The sequence below is a fragment of the Streptomyces sp. L500 genome, from assembly GCF_054551825.1.
The window spans coordinates 143,703-159,199 of record NZ_JBTOLC010000005.1 but is presented as its reverse complement, the minus strand read 5'-3'; the positions used below and the strand labels follow the sequence as shown (position 1 = coordinate 159,199).

General features: G+C 74.5%; 14 protein-coding genes and 1 riboswitch. Of the genes, 9 read left to right on the top strand and 5 right to left on the bottom strand.

The window, feature by feature from the left end:
- Positions 1-83 precede the first annotated feature (83 nt).
- The 5 genes from ACX9I7_RS08315 to ACX9I7_RS08295 all read left to right on the top strand — a co-directional run bounded on the left by ACX9I7_RS08315 (position 84) and on the right by ACX9I7_RS08295 (position 6,117).
- Positions 84-845, top strand: a complete 762-nt coding sequence (locus tag ACX9I7_RS08315) for an ATP-binding cassette domain-containing protein (protein ID WP_459386928.1) — start codon at positions 84-86, stop codon at positions 843-845.
- On the top strand, positions 817-3,000 hold the full coding sequence (locus ACX9I7_RS08310; protein WP_459386927.1) for a YhgE/Pip family protein: 2,184 nt from the start codon (positions 817-819) through the stop codon (positions 2,998-3,000). Before ACX9I7_RS08315 ends, ACX9I7_RS08310 begins: the two co-directional genes overlap by 29 nt.
- A gap of 35 nt (positions 3,001-3,035) precedes the next feature.
- Positions 3,036-3,650: a TetR/AcrR family transcriptional regulator gene (locus tag ACX9I7_RS08305; RefSeq protein ID WP_126913749.1), complete on the top strand. Its 615-nt coding sequence runs from the start codon at positions 3,036-3,038 to the stop codon at positions 3,648-3,650.
- A gap of 284 nt (positions 3,651-3,934) precedes the next feature.
- Complete coding sequence (locus tag ACX9I7_RS08300) at positions 3,935-4,525, top strand: DUF4126 domain-containing protein (RefSeq protein ID WP_387574284.1); 591 nt, start codon at positions 3,935-3,937, stop codon at positions 4,523-4,525.
- A gap of 83 nt (positions 4,526-4,608) precedes the next feature.
- On the top strand, positions 4,609-6,117 hold the full coding sequence (locus ACX9I7_RS08295) for a phytoene desaturase family protein (protein WP_459386926.1): 1,509 nt from the start codon (positions 4,609-4,611) through the stop codon (positions 6,115-6,117).
- 100 nt (positions 6,118-6,217) lie between these two features.
- Here the strand turns inward: ACX9I7_RS08295 and ACX9I7_RS08290 are convergent, their stop codons facing one another.
- The 5 genes from ACX9I7_RS08290 to ACX9I7_RS08270 all read right to left on the bottom strand — a co-directional run bounded on the left by ACX9I7_RS08290 (position 6,218) and on the right by ACX9I7_RS08270 (position 10,694).
- Positions 6,218-7,237 carry a hypothetical protein gene (locus tag ACX9I7_RS08290; RefSeq protein ID WP_459386925.1) on the bottom strand — a complete coding sequence of 340 codons (1,020 nt, stop codon included), beginning with the start codon at positions 7,235-7,237 and terminating at the stop codon, positions 6,218-6,220.
- Positions 7,238-7,277: 40 nt separating this feature from the next.
- A complete protein-coding gene (metF, locus tag ACX9I7_RS08285; protein ID WP_126913753.1) occupies positions 7,278-8,195 on the bottom strand; it encodes a methylenetetrahydrofolate reductase [NAD(P)H] in 918 nt (305 codons plus the stop codon).
- A gap of 108 nt (positions 8,196-8,303) precedes the next feature.
- The gene (gene thiE / locus ACX9I7_RS08280) at positions 8,304-8,957 is read right to left on the bottom strand and encodes a thiamine phosphate synthase (RefSeq protein ID WP_459386924.1); all 654 of its coding nucleotides are present in this window, start codon (positions 8,955-8,957) and stop codon (positions 8,304-8,306) included.
- 113 nt (positions 8,958-9,070) lie between these two features.
- Positions 9,071-9,436, bottom strand: a complete 366-nt coding sequence (locus tag ACX9I7_RS08275) for an Rv2175c family DNA-binding protein (RefSeq protein ID WP_189455256.1) — start codon at positions 9,434-9,436, stop codon at positions 9,071-9,073.
- An 88-nt stretch (positions 9,437-9,524) separates the two neighbouring features.
- The gene (locus ACX9I7_RS08270) at positions 9,525-10,694 is read right to left on the bottom strand and encodes an NAD(P)/FAD-dependent oxidoreductase (RefSeq protein ID WP_387574697.1); all 1,170 of its coding nucleotides are present in this window, start codon (positions 10,692-10,694) and stop codon (positions 9,525-9,527) included.
- Positions 10,695-10,917: 223 nt separating this feature from the next.
- Positions 10,918-11,030: riboswitch (TPP riboswitch) on the top strand.
- Positions 11,031-11,135: 105 nt separating this feature from the next.
- Between ACX9I7_RS08270 and thiO the strand changes: the two genes are divergently transcribed.
- From thiO to pknB, 4 genes are all read left to right on the top strand, one after another.
- Entirely contained in the window at positions 11,136-12,284 is a 1,149-nt protein-coding gene (gene thiO, locus ACX9I7_RS08265) for a glycine oxidase ThiO (protein ID WP_387574293.1), read from the top strand.
- Complete coding sequence (thiS, locus tag ACX9I7_RS08260; RefSeq protein ID WP_189455262.1) at positions 12,281-12,490, top strand: sulfur carrier protein ThiS; 210 nt, start codon at positions 12,281-12,283, stop codon at positions 12,488-12,490. Before thiO ends, thiS begins: the two co-directional genes overlap by 4 nt.
- 9 nt (positions 12,491-12,499) lie before the next feature.
- On the top strand, positions 12,500-13,297 hold the full coding sequence (locus tag ACX9I7_RS08255) for a thiazole synthase (RefSeq protein WP_189455264.1): 798 nt from the start codon (positions 12,500-12,502) through the stop codon (positions 13,295-13,297).
- Positions 13,298-13,515: 218 nt separating this feature from the next.
- A complete protein-coding gene (pknB, locus tag ACX9I7_RS08250; protein WP_459386923.1) occupies positions 13,516-15,495 on the top strand; it encodes a Stk1 family PASTA domain-containing Ser/Thr kinase in 1,980 nt (659 codons plus the stop codon).
- The last annotated feature ends 2 nt before the right edge of the window (positions 15,496-15,497 follow it).

Below are 15,497 nucleotides of genomic sequence, written 5' to 3'. Positions count from 1 at the left end.
TTCCGGAACGGGGTTGACGGAGGAAGGGAGCGATCCGCATACTTTTGCACTGACCGGTCAGTCCAAGGTTGCTTGGAGGTCCTGTGGACGGCATCCCGCACGGAGCCGCGATCGCGGCGACGGGCCTCGGTGTCCGGGGGCCGCGCGGCTGGGCGTTCCGCGCGGTGGACATCGACGCGCCACCCGGTTCGCTCGTGGCCGTCGAGGGCCCCTCCGGCTCGGGCCGCACCTGTCTCCTGCTCACTCTCACCGGTCGTATGCGGCCGTCCGCCGGGCACGCCGAGATCGCGGGCCTGGCCCTGCCCCGGCGGATGGCGGCCGTCCGGCGCCTGAGCGCGCTCGCGCACGTCCCGGGCGTCGCCGAGCTCGACGCCTCCCTGACCGTCGGCGAGCACCTGCGGGAACGCGCGCTGCTCCAGCGGAGGTTCGGCGCCTCGCCCGGCGCGCTGTTCCGCCCCAAGGCGGAGAAGGCGGCGCGGGAGGCGGCCCGTACCGAGGCCGCGCTCGCGGCCGCCGGGCTGGAGGTGTCCGCGCTGCCCAAGGGCGCCGGCACGGCCGTACGGGACCTGGGGCGGCTGGAGGCGCTGCGGCTGTCGCTGGCCCTCGCGCTCGTCGGCTCGCCCCGGCTCGTCGCGGTGGACGACACCGACCTCAAGCTCACAGCGGCCGAACGCGAGCAGGCGTGGGCGCTGCTGCGCGCCCTCGCCGGGGCCGGTACGACCGTGCTCGCGGTGTGCGCGGAGGCGCCGCCACCGGGCGACGCGCTGGTCGTCCGCACCGACCGGACCATGTCACAGGCCCCGAAGGGAGCGGCGGATGCGCTCGCCGAAATTGGCCGTCCTTGAGCTGAAACGATTCGGGAGGGGCCGGCTGCCGCGCGCCGCGCTCGTCGCCCTCCTCCTGCTGCCCCTGCTCTACGGCGCGTTGTACCTGTGGTCGTTCTGGGACCCCTACGGGCGGCTCGACAAGGTGCCGGTGGCGCTGGTCAACGCCGACCGGGGCACGACGGTGGACGGCGAGCGGCTGGCGGCCGGCGACTCGATCGTCAAGGGGCTGCGCGACTCCAAGTCCTTCCAGTGGCACGAGACGAGCGCCGCCGAGGCCCGCAAGGGGGTCGAGAAGGGGACGTACTACCTGTCGTTGACCATCCCGGCCGATTTCAGCAAGCTGCTCGCCTCCAGTGCCGGCACCGGTTCCGGCGGCTCCCCCGTGACCGGCGCGCTCCAGGTCCGGACGAACGACGCGAACAACTACATCGTCGGCCAGATCTCCCGCTCGGTCTTCTCCGAGGTCCGGGCGGCCGCGTCGCGCAGGACGTCACGGACCTTCTACGACAAGATCTTCGTCTCCTTCTCCGGTCTCCACGGCAAGACGGAGGAGGCGGCGGGCGGCGCCGACCGGCTCGGCGAGGGCATCGGCGAGGCCCGCAAGGGCGCCGGGGACCTCAAGGACGGCCTGACCCGCGCCCACCACGGCAGCGGCGATCTCGAGCAGGGCGTGGACCGGCTGCACGACGGCGCCGGCACCCTGGACTCCGCCGCCCGGCGACTGGCCGGCGGCGCCGCGCGGGTGGCGGACGGCACCCGGCAGCTGGCCGACAAGGTGAACGGCGTCGCCGGCAAGGAGGGCGCGTTCGTCAAGGAGCACGCGGGCGAGATAGGGGAGGCCGCCCGTGGCGTCGCCCGCGAGGCGCGCACCGTCCGCGAGCACCTGGCCGACCTCCCCTCCCCCGCCGTCACGGGCCCGCTCGCCAGGGCCGCCAGGCGCGGCGCGGACGACCTGTCCGCCGCGTACGACAAGCTGTGCGCGACCGGCACCAGCACCGGGCCCGGCACCACCACCGCCACCGGCGCCTCCGCGACGGGCGACTACTGCCCGGCCCTGAAGAAAGCCGTGTTCGCCGCGCGGCAGTCGGCCGAGGGCGCGGAAAAGCTCGACGCCCTCGTGCGGAACGAGAACGGCGAACTCGACCGGCTCCCCGGGCAGCTGGACGCCCTGCGGGCCGCCGCCGAACGGCTCGCCGACGAGGCCCCGCACCTCGCGCGGGACATCGACGGCGCCGTACAAAAGGTCAACGCCCTCAACGACGGCGCCCAGCAGGTGGCCGAGGGCGCCGGCCGCATCGGCGAGGGCACCGGACGGCTGCGCGACGGGCTCGGCACCGCCAGGACGGGCGCCGCCGACCTCGACGACGGCATCGGCCGGCTGCGCGAGGGCGCGGACACCCTCCAGGGCGGCATGGTCAAGCTGTCCGACGGCTCCGCCAAGCTCGCGGGCGGCCTCCACGACGGCGCCGCGAAGATCCCCGACTACGGCAAGAAGGAGCGCGACGCCCGCACCGAGGTGATGGCCGACCCGGTCTCCCTGGCCGCCAAGGCGCTCCACAAGGCCCCCGAATACGGCACCGGATTCGCCCCCTACTTCATCCCGCTCTCGCTCTGGGTGGGCGCGATGGTCGCCTACATGCTGATCCAGCCCCTCAACCGGCGCGCGCTGGCCGCGGGTGCCTCCGCCTGGCGGATCGCCGTGGCGGGCTGGCTGCCCGTCGTCGCCATCGGCGTCGTCCAGGCGGCCGCGCTGCTGGCCGTCCTCCACTGGGGGCTGGGCCTGCGACCGGTGCGGGCGGCGGGCACGGCGGGCTTCGTCGTCCTCGTCGTCGCGTGCTTCGCGGCCGTCGTCCAGTGGCTGAACGCCCGCTTCGGGCCCGCCGGGCGCATCCTCGTCCTCGCCCTGCTGATGCTCCAGCTGACCTCGGCGGGCGGCACCTACCCGGTGCAGACCAGCCCCGGCTTCTTCAACGCGATCCATCCCTTCCTGCCGATGAGTTACGTCGTGCAGGGGCTGCGCCACCTCATCACCGGCGGCGGGCTCGCCCCCGTCTGGCAGGCGTGCGGCGTCCTGGCGGCCTTCACGGCCGCCGCCCTGGCCCTGACGGCCCTCTCGGCGCGGGGCAAACAGGTCTGGTCCGTGGACCGGCTGCACCCGGAGCTGAGCCTGTGAGCGCGGACACGGCCGGTACGGGGAGAATCACCGTCATGGACAGCAGCGGTACGCGGCGGCAGAACACCCGGCGCAAGCTCTTCGAAGCAGCGGTCACCCTCATCGCCGAACAGGGTTTCTCCTCCACCACCGTGGACGAGATCGCCGAGCGCGCCGGCGTCGCCAAGGGCACGGTCTACTACAACTTCGCCAGCAAGACCGTGCTCTTCGAGGAGCTGCTGCGGCACGGCATCGAGCTGCTGACCGACTCCCTCCAGGCCGCCGCCGACGAGACGGCCGAACGCGGCGGCAGCCGCGTCGACGCCCTGGACGCGATGATCCGGGCCGGCCTGGACTTCATCACCCGCTACCCCTCGCTCACCCAGCTCTACGTGGCCGAGCTGTGGCGCACCAACCGGGCGTGGCAGTCGACGCTGATGCAGGTGCGGCAGAAGGCGATCGCCGTCATCGAGGCCGTCCTGACCGAAGCGGTCGCGACGGGCGAGCTGAGCACCGAGCTGGACATCCCGCTGACGGCGTCGGCGCTGTTCGGCATGGTGCTGGTGGCGGCGCTGGACTGGCAGTCGTTCCAGCCGGAACGGTCGATCGACGAGGTGCACTCGGCGCTGTCGCGGCTGCTGCAGGGGCGGGTGAGCGGCGCGGGCCGCTAGCCCGCGGACGTGCCGCCGGCCCGGTGCGGCCCGATCCCCCTCGGTCCGCACCGGGCCGGCGTTCCCCCGTGATTCCCCCGCGTTCCCCCGTACCTCCCCCGCCCGCGTCGGGGTCCGCCGTCCGCCGTTCCGCCGCCCCGTATCGGCGGTGCCGGCTCCGGCGGCCCCTTCCGCGACCACCACTCTTCCTCCCGGACGGGGTGCGCCCCATCCGCGCGCGTACTCATCTCCGTCCCTGAGTACGCGTACTCAGGCACCCCGGGACGGCGGTTACGATCTTCCGCGTGTCGGTGCTTCCTTTGGTGTTCACAAGCGGCTGGGCCAGCGGTGTCAACGCCTACGCCGTGGTCCTGCTGCTCGGCCTGCTCGGCGCGACGGGGGTGAGCGACGACGTGCCCGGGGCGCTCCAGCGCCCCGACGTCCTCATCGCGGCGGGCGTGCTCTTCCTCTGCGAGGCCGTCGCCGACAAGATCCCGTACGTGGACACGGTCTGGGACGCGGTCCACACCGTCATCAGGCCCGTCGCCGGAGGCGTGGTGGGCGCGCTGCTCGCCGGCCAGCACGGCTCCCTCCCCGAGCTCGCGGCGGGCGCGGTGGGCGGCTCGGCCGCGTTGCTGAGCCACCTGGTGAAGACGGGCACGCGCATGGCGATCAACACGTCACCGGAGCCGGCGAGCAACATCGTGCTGAGCGTGGTGGAGGACCTCGGGGTCGCGGCGCTGATCGTGTTCGCGATCTTCCACCCGGTGGCGGCGGCGGTCATCGCGGCGACGTTGCTGGCGGCGGGGGTCGGGCTGGTCGTCTTCCTGTGGAAGCGGGTGCGGGCGTTCCTGCGGCGCCGTCGTGAACGGCGATCCAGCCTCGCCGGCGTTTGAGGCGCGGGGTCTGGGGCGGAGCCCCAGGAAACGGGGAAAGGGCGGGGCTGGGGCACTCTCACCACCCCGATAGGGTCGGCGTCATGGCACAGATTGTGGTGATCGGCGCCGGGATGGGCGCGATGGCAGCCGCCGCCCGGCTCGCCGTCGCGGGCAACCGGGTGACGGTGCACGAGCGAACGGACACCCACGGCGGAGGCGTCGGACGCCTCACCCGCGCCGGCTTCGCGTTCGACACCGGCCCCGCCCTCCTCCACCTGCCCGCCGTCTACCGCGACCTGTTCGTCAAGACCGGCAAGGAGTCGCTGGAGCAGAGCCTCGGGCTCGTCCAGGTCGACCCGGCGAGCCGCCATCTCTTCCCCGACGGCACGGACTTCGCGCTGCCCAACGCCTCCCGGGCCGGTGTGGTCGCCGCGCTCGACGCGGCGGTGGGAGCGGGCGCGGGCGAGCGGTGGAGCGAGCTGGTCAACCGGGCGCGCGAGGTGTGGGACGCGACGCGGCGGCCGCTGCTGGAGGAGCCGCTGCGCGCGGAGCGCGCCGAGGCGCTGGGCCGCGATCCGTACCCGGCGCTGCCCCACCGCAAGGGGCTGTTCCGCCGCCCGGTGCCGGTGACGCTCGCGTCCGTCGCCGAGCGGGAGCTGGCGGACCCGCGGCTGATCGCCCTGCTGGAGAGCCACGCCCTCGCCTACGGGCTCGACCCGCGCGAGGCGCCCGGGAGCGCGACGGTCCTGCCGTACCTGGAGCAGACCTTCGGCAGCTGGTACGTGACCGGCGGCATGCGCGGCCTCGCGGACGCGCTGTACGAGCGGTGCCTGGCGCGGCGCGTGGAGTTCCGGTTCGGCTCGGACGTCGTCGGCGTCGTGGAGAAGGACGGGCGCGCGGCCGGGGTGCGGCTGGCCGACGGAAGCGTGGCCGAGGCGGACGTGGTGGTGGCCGGGGTCTCCCCCGCCCGGCTGGCGGCCATCGCCCCGGGAGCGGTGGAGACCGCACCGGCGGCGCCCGTGCCCCCGGGCAGGTTCAGCGTGTTCCTGGCGCTCTCCGGAGCCCGCCCCGAGGGCACCGCCCACCGCACGGTCGTCCACGGCGGTGACCGCGCGGCGGAGCTGGACGCCGTCTTCGGCGTGGCGGGCACGGCCTCGTACCGACCGACGGTGACCGTGCTCCGGCCGGACGACCCGGCCACCGTGCCCGACGCCGGGCACGAGGCCGTGACCCTGACGGCCACCGTCGCGCCGCACGGCGAGCGCGCCGACTGGCGTGACGAGCGGGCCGTCGCGGCCTTCGCCGATCGCGTGGTCGAATCCGCGAAGGCGGCGGTCCCGGGTCTCGCGGAGCGGCTGCTGTGGCGGGAGGTGCGTACCCCCGCCGACACGGAGGCGGCGACCGGGGCCGAGGGCGGCGGGGTGCCCGCGCCCGTACTGGCCGGGGCGCGGGGGGCGTTCCTGCGGCCGGGCAATCTCACCCGGCTGCCCGGGTACTACCTGGTGGGCGGCTTCGCCCACCCCGGCGGCGGGCTGGCGCACGCCGGGATGTCGGGGGCGATGGTCGCGGGCCTGGTCGTCTCCGGGGCCGACTGGCGCGGCTCCCAGTAGCTACCGGGCAGACTTCGGCAGCGCCCCCAAGGGGCGCGGGGAACCGCGCGACCAGCCACGACGCACCCGCGGATGACTCGCCGGACCTCCAGCGGAGCACTTAGTAGCGGTAGCGCTGTTCGTCGTACCCCTGGCCCTGGCCGTACGGCGGGTTCTGCTCGTGCGGGGCGTGCGGCGCGTGCGGGGCCGGCGGGGTGGTGCCCGGGGCCGCGTCGGTGTCGCGCTGCTGCGGCACCCAGACCCCGCCGGGTGGGGTGTCCGTGTCGTACTGCTGGGGGGCGTACGCGCCCGCCGAGTAGGCGCCGACACCGTACTGCTGCTGGTGGGGGTAGGACTGCTGCTGACCGTAGGCGTCGTACGTCTCGTAGGACGGAGGACGGTTGCCGATGTACGGGTCGGAGTAGGACGCGTACTGGCCTTGGGCCTGCCCGTAGTCGAAGCCGCCGCCGTACTGGCCGCCCTGGGCGGGCTGGCCGCCGTACTGGCCGAAGTCGGTCGCGGCCGGGGCTTCGTGGCCCATGAGGTGGGGCTGTTCGGCGGTCGGCTGCGGGGGGACGCCGTGCGTCAGGTCGGGGGTGCCGCCGAGGCCGGCGCTCATGGCCGGGGCGCCCGCCGGGGCGCCGAGCGTCGGCAGGGCGTCGGGGCCGGAGGCGGGCAGGGTCAGGTCGGAGGGCGCCGGGGAGGGGCCGGCCGGGGCCGGGGGCCGCTCGCCGCCCTTGCGGCGGCGCCCGGCGCGGCCGCCGGCGGCCCGGGACTTCCCCGCGGCGGAACGGCTGGAACGGCTGGAACCGGTGGCACCAGCGGAATCGGCCGGTCCGCCCGGCTCCGCGCCGGCGCCGCCCGGCCCGTCGCCGTCCTCGGCCGCGCCCCGGCGTAGGGCCCAGCCCCGGGAGAAGCCGCGCCGGAAGGAGAGCGTCACAAAGGTCTGCCCCACCCCGAAGGCGAGGGCGCCGATGACGATGACGACCACGGACGGCACGAGCACGCCCGCGACCACGCCGAGGAAGCCGGTGAAGGCGAGCAGCCGCCAGCGCAACCGCGCCTTGTACTGCAGCAGCACCTCGGCGAGCAGCCAGAGCGCGACGACGCCGAACGCGATGTAGAGGACCGTCCAGCCCATCCAACGCCCCTCTCGTACGGCCGCCGTCGCCGGCCGGCCGTCAGGACCGCTGGTGCAGTCCCAGGTTCTGGTAGATCTCCAACGTGGCCGTGGAGTGGTTCAGGGTAATGAAATGCAACCCGGGAATCTCCTCGGCCATCAACCGAGCACACAGGTCCGTCGCGTACTCGATCCCGATTGAGCGTACAGCGGCCGTGTCGTCCTTGACCGCGAGGATCCGTTCAGCGAGCTCCGAGGGGAACGCCGCGTTGCTGAGCTGTGCGAACCGTTCGATCTGCCGCACGTTGGTGACCGGCATGATTTCGGGGATGATCGGGGTGTCGCAGCCGGCCGCCGCGACCCGGTCGCGCAGCCGCAGATAGTCCTCCGGGTGGAAGAACATCTGGGTGATGGCGAAGTCGGCGCCCGCCCGGCACTTGTCCACGAAGTGCCGGATGTCCGACTCCCATTCCGTGGAGCGCGGGTGCATCTCGGGGAAGGCGGCGACGCCCACGCAGAAGTCGCCGGACTCCTTGATGAGGCTGACGAGCTCGGCGGCGTACCGGACACCCTCGGGGTGGCGCACCCACTCGCCCATGGGGTCGCCGGGCGGGTCGCCGCGCAGCGCGAGCATGTTGCGGATGCCCACGTCGGCGTACTGCCCGATGACGTTGCGCAGTTCGGCGACCGAGTGGTTGACGGCCGTGAGGTGGGCGACGGGGGTCAGCGTGGTGTCGGTGGCGATGCGTTCGGTGGCGCGGACCGTGCCCTCGCGGGAGGAGCCGCCGGCGCCGTAGGTCACGGAGACGAACGTGGGGGCGACGGCTTCGATCCGCCGGATGGCGTCCCACAGGGTCCGTTCGCCCTTCTCCGTCCTGGGGGCGGCGAACTCGAACGAGTACGAGCGCTCTCCGGAGGCGAGCAGCTCACGGACGGTGCGCGCGTGGTCCGTCCTGGTGGAGGCAGTGCCAAGGGCCATACCGGCAAGTTAACCAGCGGCGCGCCGGGCACCCCAACCAAGAATGGCGTTATGCCCGTTTGATCCGGCGGATGCCCATGATCCGTCCCACTCCTTGGACAGCGGCGGTCACGCGTCGTAGGCGCGGACGCGCTTGGCGAGCTGGGCGGCGGCCTCGCCGGGGTCGTCCGCCTCGGTGATCGCGCGGACCACGACCACACGGCGCGCACCCGCCTCCAGCACCTGCTCCAGGTTGCCCGCGTCGATGCCGCCGATGGCGAACCAGGGCCGGGCGGGCGCGAGGGAGGCCGCGTAGCGGACGAGGTCGAGGCCGGGGGCGTGGCGGCCGGGCTTGGTGGGGGTGGGCCAGCAGGGGCCGGTGCAGAAGTAGTCCACGCCGGGCTCGGCGACGGCGGCGGCCACCTCGGCCTCGGCGTGCGTCGAGCGGCCGATGAGGATCTCGTCGCCGAGGATCGCCCGGGCGGCGGGCACGGGCAGATCGCCCTGGCCCAGGTGGAGGACGTCGGAGGCGGCGGCGTGGGCGACGTCGGCGCGGTCGTTGACCGCGAGGAGCCTGCCGTGGCGGCGGGCGGCCTCGGCGAGGACGGCGAGGTGCTCCAGCTCCTCCCCGGCCTCCATGCCCTTGTCGCGGAGCTGGACGACGTCCACTCCGGAGGAGAGGACCGCGTCGAGGAACTCCGGCAGATCACCCTGGCGCTTGCGCGCGTCGGTGCACAGGTACAGCCGGGCCTCGGCGAGCCGCTCGCGCGCGGTGACGGACATGGGTGCATCTCCCCCGGGTGGGCGGTGTGCGGGCGCGGGCCGGGGCCTCGGGCCCGCACACCGGACGGTGGTTCTCAGGCGGTGCGGATGGTGCTGGCGGTGCTACGTACGGCTCAGACGGCGAGCGCCTGGGCGCGGCGCTTCACCTCCGTGCCGCGATTCTCGCTCAGCGCCTGCGCGGGGGTGCCGGGCAGGGTCGGGTCGGCGGTGAACAGCCACTCCAGCATCTCTTCATCGCTGAAGCCGTCGTCACGCAGCAGCGTCAGGGTCCCGGCCAGGCCCTTGACGACCTTGCCCTCGCTGATGAAAGCGGCGGGCACCATGAGCACACGGTTCTCGCCACGGCGCACGGCGATCAGCTGGCCCTCCTTGACCAGCTGCCGGACACGCGTCACCTCGACGCCCATCATCTCCGCGATGTCGGGGAGGTTGAGCCAGGCGGGTACGAGCGCATCGATCTTCACGTCAATCTCGGTCACGGGACAAGCCTGCCATCCGGGACTGACAGTCGGTAGCCGGGTTGACCCGAGCCGGGCCCCGGCCACCCCACCGGCCCCTCCGGTCCCGTCAGACCACGGCGGCCTTCAGCGGGACGGACGCGTCCGCCGCCCTGGTCCGGTCGAGGACCGCGCCCTTCTCGATGAGCTTGCGCCCCTGGGCCAGATCGCGCGGCCGCCCCACGGCCAACAGGGCCACCAGCACGCCCGAGCGCAGCCAGCACACCGTCCAGGCCGCACCGGCGGGGTTGCCGCGCCAGACCAGCTCGTCGGCGGAGGCGTGGTGCCCCGCGTACTGCACGAACCGGCCGAACTGCTCGGACCAGAAGTACGGCACGGGGTCGTAGACCGAGCCCTCCTCGGGGCCGTGGACGATGTTCTCGGCGACGGTCCGGGGGCCCTGGAGGGCGTTGTCCCAGTGGTGGACGAGCAGCCGTTCGCCGTAGCGGGCCGAGGGGAAGGAGGCGCAGTCGCCGACCGCGTAGACGTCCGGCAGCGAGGTGCGCAGGCGGTCGTCGGTGACGACGGAGCGGTCCGCCGCCAGTTCGGCGCCCGAGCCCGCGAGCCAGCCCGTGGCGGGGCGCGCCCCGATGCCGACGACGACCGCGTCGGCGGGCAGCCGGGTGCCGTCGTCGAGGACGACCGCGCCGGGCTCGACGGCCGTGACCCGGGCGCCGGTCAGCAGCCGGGCGCCGCTGTGGGCGTACCAGTCGACCATGTGGGCGGCGACCTCGGCGGGCATGGCGCCCGCGAGCGGCCGGTCGGCGGCCTCGACGACCGTCACCCGGCAGCCCGCCTCGCGGGCGGCGGTGGCGAACTCGGCGCCGATCCAGCCCGCCCCGACGGCGACGATGTCCTGCTGCCGGGTGAGGACGGGGCGCAGCCGCTCGGCGTCGTCGACGGTGCGCAGGACGTGGACGCCGGGCAGGTCCCCGGCGCCGGGCAGGCCGATGGGCTCGGCGCCGGTGGCGACGACCAGGACGTCGTAGCCGAGGGGTCCCGCGTCGGTGTCCAGGACGTGCTCGGCGGCGCGCAGACCGGTGGCCGTGAGGCCGAGCCGCAGGTCGATGCCGAGCGAGCCGAAGTCCACGGCGAAGGCGGAGCCCTCGGCCTTGCCGAGCAGCACGGACTTGGACAGGGGCGGCCGGTCGTAGGGCTGGTGGGGCTCGGCGCCCAGGAGGGTGATCGCGCCCTGCCAGCCCTGTTCGCGCAGGGCGATGGCGGTCTGCACCCCGGCCATGCCCGCGCCGACGATCACGACGCGCCGGTCACTGCTGGTGTTCGTCTCCTCGCTCACACGATCAACTGTAGGCCCGACGCCCCGGTAGGCCGGAGCACCGCGTGAGGAGACCTCTGACACAACGTCATGACGGCGGCGTCGCGACGCGGTGGGCCGTACGGGCCGCCGGCCGGGCCCGGCCGCCCTTCCGGGCGGTCCTCGGGCCGTACTAGGGTGGCAAGCTGCAAGCACTCGCGGGAGCCCGGGCGGACCGGGCTGAGAGGGAGGCTGGACGGCCTCCGACCGTACGAACCTGATCCGGGTCATGCCGGCGAAGGGAGGGGCTGGACGCCCATGCACGCGCATCGAACCCCTGGGGATCGAACACCGGCACATCGAACCAGGGCGCGTCCCACGCGCCCGCGCCATCTCGGCCCCGGCCCGCGGACACCCGACGTCCTGGTGGTCGGCGGTGGTCTGATCGGCCTGGTCACGGCCTGGCGCGCGGCCCAGCGGGGGCTGCGCGTGGCCGTGGCCGACCCCGCGCCCGGCGGGGGCGCGGCCCGGGTGGCCGCCGGGATGCTGGCCGCCGTCACCGAGCTCCACTACGGCGAGGAGACCCTCCTCGCCCTCAACCTGGCCTCCGCCCGGCGCTACCCCGCCTTCACGGCCGAGCTGGAGGAGGCCAGCGGCCAGGACACCGGCTACCGCGCCTGCGGGACGCTCGCGGTCGCCCTGGACGCCGACGACCGGGCCCATCTGCGGGAGCTCCACGCCCTCCAGCAGCGCTGCGGCCTGGAGTCGCAATGGCTGACCGGGCGCGAGTGCCGCCGGCTGGAGCCGATGCTCGCGCCGGGCGTGCGCGGCGGGCTCCACGCCCTCGGCGACCACCAGACCGACCCCCGGCGGCTCGCCCGGGCGCTGCTCGTGGCCTGCGAGCGCGAGGGGGTCGCTTTCCACCGCTCGGAGGCGGTACGGCTGCTGCTGACCGGCGACCGGGCCACGGGAGCGCTGCTCGCCGACGGCACCCGGCTGGCCGCCGGCCGGACCGTCCTGGCCGCCGGAAGCCTCAGCGGCCGGCTGGCGGGCCTGCCCGAGGACGTCGTACCGCCGGTGCGCCCGGTCAAGGGCCAGGTCCTGCGGCTGAGCGTGCCCGGGTCGTACACGGCCGTGAACGGGCCGTTCCTCTCCCGGACCGTCCGGGCCGTGGTGCGCGGCGGGCACGTCTACCTCGTGCCGCGCGAGAACGGCGAGCTGGTCGTCGGGGCGACGACCGAGGAACTGGGCTGGGACACGACCGTGACGGCCGGGGGCGTCTACGAGTTGCTGCGTGACGCCCACGAGCTGGTGCCCGGCATCACCGAGCTGCCGCTCGTGGAGACCCTCGCCGGGCTGCGCCCCGGCTCGCCCGACAACGCCCCGCTGCTGGGCCCGACCGCCCTGCCGGGCCTGTACGCGGCCACCGGCCACCACCGCAACGGCGTGCTCCTCACCCCCGTCACCGGGGACGTGATGGCCGAGGTGCTGACCACCGGCCGGCTGCCCGAGGAGGCCCGCCCGTTCTCCCCCCGACGCTTCACCACCCCCGTACTCCAGGAGCAGCCCGCATGACCACGCACATCATCAGCGTCAACGGCGAGCGGCGCGCCGTCCCGGCGGGGACGACGCTCGACGGGCTCGTGGCGACGCTCACCACGGCGCGCGGCGGGGTCGCCGCCGCCGTCAACGAGGCCGTGGTCCCCCGGGGCCAGTGGCCGGCGACCGCCCTCGGCGAGGGCGACCGCGTCGAGGTGCTCACCGCGGTGCAGGGAGGCTGATCAGTACAGATGGCGGACGATCTGCTCACCATCGCGGACACCCCGTTCACCTCCCGGCTGATCATGGGCACGGGTGGTGCCCCCAGCCTGGACGTCCTGGAACGCGCCCTCATCGCCTCCGGCACGGAGCTGACGACGGTCGCCATGCGGCGGCTGGACGCGACGGTACGGGGGTCCGTGCTCTCCGTCCTGGAGAAGCACGGCATCCGGGTGCTGCCGAACACGGCGGGCTGCTTCACGGCGGGCGAGGCGGTCCTCACCGCCCGGCTGGCCCGGGAGGCGCTCGGCACGGACTGGGTCAAGCTGGAGGTGATCGCCGACGAGCGCACCCTGCTGCCCGACCCGATCGAGCTCCTGGACGCGGCGGAGATCCTCGTCGACGACGGCTTCACCGTGCTGCCGTACACCAACGACGACCCCGTCCTGGCCCGGAAGCTGGAGGACGTCGGCTGCGCGGCGATCATGCCGCTGGGCGCGCCCATCGGCTCGGGCCTGGGCATCCGCAACCCCCACAACTTCCAGCTGATCACCGAGCGCGCCACCGTCCCGGTGATCCTCGACGCGGGCGCGGGCACCGCGTCGGACGCGGCGCTGGCCATGGAGCTGGGGTGCGCGGCGGTGATGCTGGCGTCGGCGGTGACGCGGGCGCAGGAGCCGGTGCTCATGGCGGAGGCGATGCGGCACGCGGTCGAGGCGGGCCGGCTGGCCCACCGCGCGGGGCGCATCCCGCGGCGGCACTTCGCGGAGGCGTCGTCTCCTGCGGAGGGCTTGGCGATGCTGGACCCGGAGCGGCCCGCGTTCGCGTGACGCGGGTGCGCCTGCGGCGAGCCGGCCCCGGTCCCGCCCTTTCACCGTTTCCTAGGGGGCTGCGCCCCCTAGGACCCCCCGGTTTGTGGGCAGGCGTTCCGCAGGGCGGAACAGGTGGGCACAAACCGGGCCACCGGGCCGCACCCGGAAACGCGGCCCGCCCCCCGGGATCCGGCCCCGGCCCGCCGCAGTCGCAACGACTCGTAGACTCGTGTGCCGTGGATACGACCCTGCCCGACCCCCTTGTCGACCAGCTGCTCGACGGCCGCTACCGCGTCGAGGCGCGAGTCGCCGTGGGCGGCATGGCCACCGTCTACCGCGCCCTGGACACCCGGCTCGACCGGGTGCTCGCCCTGAAGGTGATGCACCCCTCGCTCGCCGCGGACGCCGCCTTCGTGGAGCGCTTCATCCGCGAGGCCAAATCCGTCGCCCGGCTCGACCACCCCAACGTGGTGAGCGTCTTCGACCAAGGCACGGACGGCGCGTACGTCTATCTGGCGATGGAGTACGTCGCGGGCTGCACCCTCCGCGACATCCTGCGCGAGCGCGGCGCCCTGGGCCCGCGTGCCGCGCTCGACATCGCCGAGCCGGTGCTGGCCGCCCTGGGCGCCGCCCACCTCGCGGGGCTGGTGCACCGGGACATGAAGCCGGAGAACGTGCTCATCGGCGACGACGGCCGGGTCAAGGTCGCCGACTTCGGGCTCGTCCGCACGGTGGACACCAACACCACGAGCAGCACCGGTGCCGTCCTGGGCACGGTGTCGTACCTCGCACCCGAGCAGATCGAGCAGGGCACGGCCGATCCCCGCGCGGACGTCTACGCGTGCGGCGTCGTCCTGTACGAGATGCTGACCGGCGCCAAGCCGCACAGCGGCGGCACGCCCGCGCAGGTCCTCTACCAGCACCTCCACGAGGACGTGCCGGCCCCGTCGGCCGCCGTCCCGGGGCTCGCGCCGGAGCTGGACGCCCTGGTGGCCTCGGCCACGGCCCGGGACCCGCGGCTGCGCCCGGCCGACGCGGCCGGCCTGCTGGGGCAGCTCCGCCAGGCGCGCGCGGCCCTGTCCGACGAGCAGCTGGACCTGGTCCCGCCGAGGGCGGCGACCCCCGCCCCGGCCGGTTCCGAGGACCGTACGAGCGTGATCCCCCGCCCGGCCGCGCCACTGCCCGCCCAGGAGGACGCGCTCAACCGCACCACCCGGCTGGAGCTCCCGGCGACGCCGCCGCCCCCACCGCCGACCCCCGAACACGCGCACGGGCACGGGCACGCCCACCCGCCCGCTCCCGGCCCGCGCCGGGGGCCGCTGGCGGGGCTGTCCCGGCGCTGGGTCCTCGCGGTCGCGGCCGCGTTGCTGGCCGTGCTGGCGGGCACCGGCGTCTGGTACATCAACTCCGGCCAGTTCACTTCCGTGCCGGCGGTCCTGGACATGACGCAGGACAAGGCGACGGCCGAGCTGGACAAGGCCGGGCTCGGCGTGAAGACGCAGCAGGCGTTCAGCGACACCGTCGAGCGCGGCCACGTCATCGCCACCGACCCCAAGCCGGGCGAGCGCATCCGCAACACCGGCAAGGTCACCATCACCGTCTCGCGCGGCCCGCAGAAGGCCGAGGTGCCCAATGTCGCCGGGCTGTCCCTCGACGAGGCGAAGAAGAAGATCCAGGGCCAGGGCCTGACGGTCGGGGACGTCACCCGGCAGTTCAGCGACGAGACCCCCAAGGACGCGGTCCTGTCCACCGACCCCAGGCCGGGCACCGAGCTGCGGCCCGACACTGCCGTGGCCGTCGTCGTCAGCAAGGGCAAGCAGATCCCCGTGCCGAACGTGACGGGCATGCCGCAGGCGGACGCCACCGCCACGCTGCGGGACGCCGGTTTCGACGTCAAGGTCGCGGACGCGCAGGTGTACTCCGACAAGCCGCAGGGCGCGGTGGCCCAGCAGTCCCCGGGCCAGGGCGAGAAGGCCGCCCAGGGCGACACCGTCACCCTCACGATCTCCAAGGGCAGGGAGATGGTCACGGTCCCGGACGTCACCGGGAAGAGCGAGGCCGTCGCCAAGCAGATCCTGACCGCCGCGGGCTTCCAGGTGAAGGTCGACCGGCCGTTCTTCTTCCCGCAGGACTCCGTCGACAGCCAGTCCGTGCGGGGCGGCTCGCAGGCGGCCAAGGGCGACACCATCGTCATCAAGCTGAAGAGCGGTTTCTGAGC

What these genes read in the sequence shown, in the direction of transcription:
- ACX9I7_RS08310 (WP_459386927.1), top strand. Translation starts at nt 817, where the DNA reads ATGCGCTCGCCGAAATTGGCCGTCCTTGAGCTGAAACGATTCGGGAGG.
- ACX9I7_RS08305 (WP_126913749.1), top strand. Translation starts at nt 3,036, where the DNA reads ATGGACAGCAGCGGTACGCGGCGGCAGAACACCCGGCGCAAGCTCTTC.
- ACX9I7_RS08295 (WP_459386926.1), top strand. Translation starts at nt 4,609, where the DNA reads ATGGCACAGATTGTGGTGATCGGCGCCGGGATGGGCGCGATGGCAGCC.
- ACX9I7_RS08290 (WP_459386925.1), bottom strand. Translation starts at nt 7,237, where the DNA reads ATGGGCTGGACGGTCCTCTACATCGCGTTCGGCGTCGTCGCGCTCTGG.
- metF (WP_126913753.1), bottom strand. Translation starts at nt 8,195, where the DNA reads ATGGCCCTTGGCACTGCCTCCACCAGGACGGACCACGCGCGCACCGTC.
- thiE (WP_459386924.1), bottom strand. Translation starts at nt 8,957, where the DNA reads ATGTCCGTCACCGCGCGCGAGCGGCTCGCCGAGGCCCGGCTGTACCTG.
- ACX9I7_RS08270 (WP_387574697.1), bottom strand. Translation starts at nt 10,694, where the DNA reads ATGGCCGGGGTGCAGACCGCCATCGCCCTGCGCGAACAGGGCTGGCAG.
- thiS (WP_189455262.1), top strand. Translation starts at nt 12,281, where the DNA reads ATGACCACGCACATCATCAGCGTCAACGGCGAGCGGCGCGCCGTCCCG.
- ACX9I7_RS08255 (WP_189455264.1), top strand. Translation starts at nt 12,500, where the DNA reads ATGGCGGACGATCTGCTCACCATCGCGGACACCCCGTTCACCTCCCGG.